The sequence below is a fragment of the Streptococcus sp. KR genome (assembly GCF_002238115.1).
GTDB lineage: Bacteria > Bacillota > Bacilli > Lactobacillales > Streptococcaceae > Streptococcus.
In genome coordinates this window covers 1-344 of sequence record NZ_NGVM01000203.1, presented here as the reverse complement: position 1 = coordinate 344, position 344 = coordinate 1, and the positions used below count along the sequence as shown (strand labels likewise).

Annotated in this window: 1 pseudogene; it reads left to right on the top strand. The window is 35.5% G+C overall.

Annotated features, from left to right (window positions below):
* Nucleotides 1-344 (top strand): annotated as a pseudogene (locus tag CBI42_RS11615) (hypothetical protein); the annotation flags it as partial.

Sequence of the window (344 nt, the reverse complement as noted above, 5' to 3'; positions counted from 1 at the left end):
TGTAGGTCAACCATACTTTAGTTACTATCCAGGTGAAGAGAGCCCGTTAAAGGGGTTAGAAAGTAGCTTTGAGTATTCCTCTGAGCTGAATGCTTTTATCGAGGCTTTCAAGACTATTGAGAAATTTCAGATTGAATATGACAATCATACGGCTTATATTTTTCCTAAAGCTATTTCTCCGATGCAACGGATTGTATTTGAAGATGAAGACTTTGTTATTCTAAAGCTCTTGATTGATATCGATGAGACCTATCCTTATTCTGAATACTACCGTTTAAATGGTCAACTGGGTATTGAATTTTATAAAACGAGTAGACCAGAACCTGTTAAACGGATAAAATTAG